The sequence below is a fragment of the Agromyces sp. NPDC029043 genome (assembly GCF_055564615.1).
Genome location: NZ_JBVHVX010000048.1, coordinates 1 through 5,134 on the forward strand (window position 1 = coordinate 1; position 5,134 = coordinate 5,134).

The 5,134-nt window shown below is 63.1% G+C and carries 5 protein-coding genes; 4 read left to right on the forward strand and 1 reads right to left on the reverse strand.

The window, feature by feature from the left end:
* Window positions 1-219 precede the first annotated feature (219 nt).
* On the reverse strand, window positions 220-1,236 hold the full coding sequence (locus tag ACZ4TW_RS23780) for a helix-turn-helix domain-containing protein (RefSeq protein WP_005195135.1): 1,017 nt from the start codon (window positions 1,234-1,236) through the stop codon (window positions 220-222).
* A 100-nt stretch (window positions 1,237-1,336) separates the two neighbouring features.
* Here ACZ4TW_RS23780 and ACZ4TW_RS23785 point away from each other — a divergent pair, with 100 nt between their 5' ends.
* The 4 genes from ACZ4TW_RS23785 to ACZ4TW_RS23800 are packed head-to-tail and all read left to right on the forward strand — an operon-like array spanning window position 1,337 to window position 4,941.
* Window positions 1,337-1,657, forward strand: coding sequence for a 2Fe-2S iron-sulfur cluster-binding protein (locus tag ACZ4TW_RS23785; RefSeq protein ID WP_005195134.1), 321 nt, complete (start codon window positions 1,337-1,339; stop codon window positions 1,655-1,657).
* 25 nt (window positions 1,658-1,682) lie between these two features.
* Entirely contained in the window at window positions 1,683-3,074 is a 1,392-nt protein-coding gene (locus tag ACZ4TW_RS23790) for a cytochrome P450 (RefSeq protein WP_005195133.1), read from the forward strand.
* Window positions 3,071-4,270, forward strand: coding sequence for an NAD(P)/FAD-dependent oxidoreductase (locus ACZ4TW_RS23795; protein WP_005195132.1), 1,200 nt, complete (start codon window positions 3,071-3,073; stop codon window positions 4,268-4,270). The genes ACZ4TW_RS23790 and ACZ4TW_RS23795 overlap by 4 nt, the downstream gene beginning before the upstream one ends.
* Window positions 4,267-4,941, forward strand: coding sequence for a transglutaminase-like domain-containing protein (locus ACZ4TW_RS23800; protein WP_005195131.1), 675 nt, complete (start codon window positions 4,267-4,269; stop codon window positions 4,939-4,941). Before ACZ4TW_RS23795 ends, ACZ4TW_RS23800 begins: the two co-directional genes overlap by 4 nt.
* Window positions 4,942-5,134: the final 193 nt, after the last annotated feature.

The window sequence follows — 5,134 nt, forward strand, 5'->3', positions numbered from 1 at the left end:
GCCATAACGGTGGCTAGAACGAACCGGCTGGTGTCCTCGGCGAGGCGGCAGACGTTGAGGTGTGGCTGAGAATTGCCGCGTAGGCGATGCTGGCTGACTTGTAACGACCGTGCGCTTCGGACGGGGCGGGCCCGGGTTACCGTATCGAAACGTTATGAACCAGTCGCGAAATTCGTTGTGGTGTAATCAGCTGACGCCCCGATTGGGCTGGTCGAGCATTCATGCGGCTGGCGGGCGTGCACGTCGAAGTCGAAACTGCGACGGGGAGCAGCCGACCCACCGAGCAAACGCATGAGAAAAGCTTGCGACGTCGCAGTACCCCAGTTCGGTAGCAATCTGGCCGATTCCGACGCCGGGATCGAGAAGTCGGAGGATGGCGTGCTCCTGCATGAATTGCTGTCGTAGGCGGCGCAGGGTGGTGCCCTCGGCGTGTAGGTGCCGTTTGAGTGTGCTTACCGATACCGACAGCTCTGCTGCGATCCGACTAGCGTTGACTCGAGCAGGGTCTGCATCAAACTGGGCTCGGACGCGCTGCGTGTACGAGTTGTGACGCCGCTGATCGCAGAGCCGTCGCAGTTCGGCGGTACCGATCCGGTAGGCGACGGGATCGGAAAAGCGGCACACCTCATGAAGCGCCTCGGCTGGTATGCGAACAAATGACGCTGGCGCATCGAAGACGACTCGATGCCCTATCTCTCCCACGTTCAGCGGCTCGGTCGGCGCCGGGCAGGTCAGGTGTAACTCTGCTGAGGACACATCTCCTGTGAGTATTTTCACCAGACGCAGAACGGTCAGGCCCCCATAAGTGACGGCAAAGCAGTCGGTACCCGCGCTGTCGGTGCGCCCTGCGAGACCGATGGTAAGACCACTGGCGCCATGATGAAAGTCCGCACTTAGCGCCGTCGAGATCAACGGCAGAAAACGAAGCAACTCGACGATGTCAACGACCGACCCGGCACTGACCAGCGGCAGGCTCAGTGGACCGAAGGAGGTCAGCTGAGCGTGCTCAGCGAATGCGAGGCCCAGCCGAAACCCGTCGTGCGGCCCCATCGTCGGATACACGTCATGAAACCATTGCATCGGCACCTGCGCTTCTTGCGTGATCAACGTTCTGAGGTCGGTGCCCTCCTGGGCCATTATCCGACCGAATGCGCTCGTCGCCTCCGTGCCCAGCGCACCGCTGTCGAGAAGCTGTGCAAACGCCAACGGGGGCACACCGGATTCACCGAGGGTCACGTGAGCCAGATTAACAACAGATTGCGACGTTCACACATGGATCGGTCGGGATCCGCACATTCACACTCAAGGGGAACCTCATACGTGCAAGGAGGTGGCCATGGCCACGATCACATACATCACCCACGATGGAGACGACTACGAAGCCGATCTCGTGGAGGGGAAGTCGCTCATGCAGACCGCCGTCGACGAAGCCGTCCCCGGCATCGACGGTGATTGTGGTGGCGAAGCGGCCTGCGGTACGTGTCACGTCATTGTCGACCCGGCGTGGATCAAGACCGTCGGGCGCAGCGGCGAGGGCGAGGAAGAGATGCTGAGCATGCATCCGGAACGGGAAGGAACCTCGCGGCTGTCCTGCCAGATGATCGCGACTGAGGAGTGGGACGGCCTGACTGTTCGCCTCCCGGAATTCCAACTCTGACCCGCAACGACGAAGGAATGCAATCATGAGCATCGCAGCCACCGTCGCCGAGAAGGCGCAATCAATGATCCCGATCGACCTTCAGATCCGGGGGGCGCATGTCTATGACAAGACCCGCCGAATCGTCACAAGGACCGACGGCCAGAAGATCTTCACCGAGACCCCGATCCCGCCGGTGGACGAGGTCGATCTCGCCGAAATCGACCTGAGTAACCCGTTCCTGTATCGCCAGGGTATGTGGCGCTCGTACTTCGAGCGTGTCCGCAACGAGGCGCCGGTGCACTTCCGTTCGGAGAGCCCCTTCGGTCCGTTCTGGTCGGTCACGCGACACGCCGACATCATCGCGGTCGACAAGAATCACGAGGCGTTCTCCGCCGAACCGTTCATCATCATCGGCAGGCCCCCGCGTTTCATGGACATCGCGATGTTCATCGCGATGGATCCGCCCCGGCACGACAAGCAGCGCGCCGCAGTGCAGGGCGTGGTGGCTCCGAAGAACCTTCGTGAGATGGAGGGGCTCATCCGCGCGCGCGTCCGCGAAGTCCTCGACGGCCTCCCACTCAACGAGCCGTTTGACTGGGTCCAGACTGTGTCGATCGAACTCACTGCACGCATGCTCGCGACGCTACTTGACTTCCCTTACGACAAGCGGCACAAGCTGGTCGAATGGTCCGACCTCGCGACCTCGATGGAGCAGGCCAACGGCGGCCCCTCGGACAACGACAGGGTCTTCCGTGAGATGGTCGCGATGGCGCAAGGCCTGAGTTCGCTGTGGCGGGACAAGGCGGCACGTACCGTGGCCGGCGAAGAGCCTGGCTTCGACCTCATCACCATGCTGCAAAGCAACGAGGACACCAAGAACCTCCTCGACGATCGCCCCATGGAGTTCCTCGGTAACCTCGTGCTGCTGATCGTCGGCGGCAATGACACGACCCGCAACTCCATGAGCGGCGGAGTGCTGGCCCTCAACGAATACCCCGAGCAGTTCGAGAAGCTCAAGGCCAACCCCGACCTCATCCCCAACGCGGTGTCGGAGATCATCCGCTGGCAGACCCCTCTTGCTTACATGCGCAGGGTCGCCAAGAAGGACGTCATGCTCGGCGGCCAGTTCATCCGCAAGGGTGACAAGGTGGTGATGTGGTACGCCTCGGGCAACCGAGACGAGCGCGTCTTCGAGCGTCCAGACGAGCTCATCATCGACCGGGCCAACGCCCGCAACCACATCGCGTTCGGTTTCGGTGTACACCGCTGCATGGGCAACCGGCTCGCCGAGCTCCAGCTACGCATCCTGTGGGAGGAGCTCCTCCCTCGCTTCGACAACATCGAGGTGGTGGGTGAGCCGGAGTACGTGCAATCGAACTTTGTCCGTGGGATCAGCAAGATGATGGTTCGCCTGACCCCCAAGGGGGAAATGTGACGGCTGATCAGGTCGTCATCCTCGGCGCGAGCCACGCCGGCGTCCAACTCGCGGGCGCTCTCCGAAAGGAGAAATGGGCCGGGGATGTCTTGCTGATCGGCGACGAGGGCAGGCTCCCCTACCAGCGTCCACCGCTGTCCAAGGCATACCTGGCAGGTGCATCACAGCTTGATGACTGCGCGATCCGCGGACGTCAGTTCTACGACAAGCAGCGGATCGAGCTCGTGGACGGAACGGCGACGGCGATCAACCGTTCCGCGCACACCGTCACCCTCAACAGTGGAGACGTGGTGTCTTACGCCACGCTGGCACTGTGCACCGGCGCGCGCGCCCGCGCGCTGACCGTTCCGGGCGCCGAGTTGACGGGCGTCCACTACTTGCGCACCGCCACCGACGTCGAGGCCATCCGTGCCGCGGTGGTGCCAGGTTGCCGGGCCGTCATCGTCGGCGGCGGCTATATCGGCCTGGAGACGGCCGCCTCACTTCGAGCTCAGGGTGTGGACGTCACTGTTCTCGAGGCTGCGGAACGCGTGCTCGAGCGGGTGACCGCGCCGGTGGTCTCGAGGTTTTTCGACCGTACCCACCGGACCGAGGGTGTCGATGTTCGCACCAGCGCGTTGGTCGAGGGTTTTCGCGGGGAGGGGCGAGTCGAAGAGGTGGTGCTCGCCGACGGTGAGACCCTGGCCGCGGACCTCGTCATCGTCGGTGTCGGCATCATTCCCAACACGGATCTCGCGGTCGCCGCGGGCCTCGAGGTTGACGACGGAGTCATCGTCGACGACCATGCACGCACCAGCGACCCCGACATCGTCGCCGCCGGCGACTGCGTCAACCAACGGATCGCACGGTACGACAGGCGCGTCCGCCTCGAATGTGTGGCGGCCGCCACCGAGCAGGCCAAGGTCGCGGCAGCGACCATCTGCGGCAACGAAGCCGGTCTCACCGCGCTGCCTTGGTTCTGGTCCGATCAATACGATCTGAAGCTGCAGATCGCCGGGCTCAACACCGGGTACGACGAGGTACTGGTCAGCGGTGACCCTGACCACGACCGTGACTTCACCTGTTACTACTTCAACGACGGCGAGCTGATCGCCGCGGACTGCGTCAACAGACCCAAGGATTTCATGAACGCGAAGCGTACGATCGCACAGCGTTCGTCGCTCGACAGGTCCGAACTGATCGGAGCCACACCATGACCACATCACCCGCGGCAGCGGAAAGGCCGGCGGCGGCGCTCACAGCATCGACCTTCCTCGACATCCATCACGCGACCGTGCAGGCCTTCACCCAAGACGCGGTCGGCGACGCGGACACCGATCGCGAGAAGGCGCGGCGCCTCTTCGCCGCAGTCCGAGACCAGATCCGTTACGACCCCTACACCGTCTCTGACAAGCCCGATCATTACCGGGCCAGCCATGTCATCGAGTCCGGACGTGGGTACTGCGTACCCAAAGCGGTCGTACTGACAGCCGCGTTCCGCGCGGCAAACATACCGGCCCGGCTCGGCTTCGCTGATGTACGCAATCATCTGCAGACCGACGCGCTGCGCGAACTCATGGGAACCGACGTCTTCGTATATCACGGATACAGCCACGTCTACATCGAGGGGCGCTGGTTGAAAGCTACACCCGCGTTCAACATTGAATTGTGCACTCGATTCGGGGTCCCACCTATCGACTTCACCGGCGATCGCGACGCGTTGTTTCACGCGCACGCGGCGGACGGCTCCGCGCACATGGAGTACGTGCACGAACGCGGCGTCTACAACGACTTGCCCCTCGAGGAAATCCTGGCGGGCCTGCGGCATGCCTACGGCCCTCTGATCTTCTCGGGACGGCCAGCTCCGTCCGACGCATTCCGCGCATAGTGTGCGCTCCGGCGGGCTACCGCCGCAGGTTACTGCCCGCTCGAACACCCGTGCCACCACCTGTCGGCCAGATCCCGTCGCACAGTGTCCACCACCACTAGGGAGACCATGACAATGTCCGAGTCATTGCTCGACACCTATCCACACCGAATGGGCGGCCATTGCGGCTCCAGCGCGATGCGCGACTTGATGG

Coding starts and splice junctions, on each gene's coding strand:
- ACZ4TW_RS23785 (WP_005195134.1), top strand. CDS start 1,337: ATGGCCACGATCACATACATCACCCACGATGGAGACGACTACGAAGCC.
- ACZ4TW_RS23790 (WP_005195133.1), top strand. CDS start 1,683: ATGAGCATCGCAGCCACCGTCGCCGAGAAGGCGCAATCAATGATCCCG.
- ACZ4TW_RS23800 (WP_005195131.1), top strand. CDS start 4,267: ATGACCACATCACCCGCGGCAGCGGAAAGGCCGGCGGCGGCGCTCACA.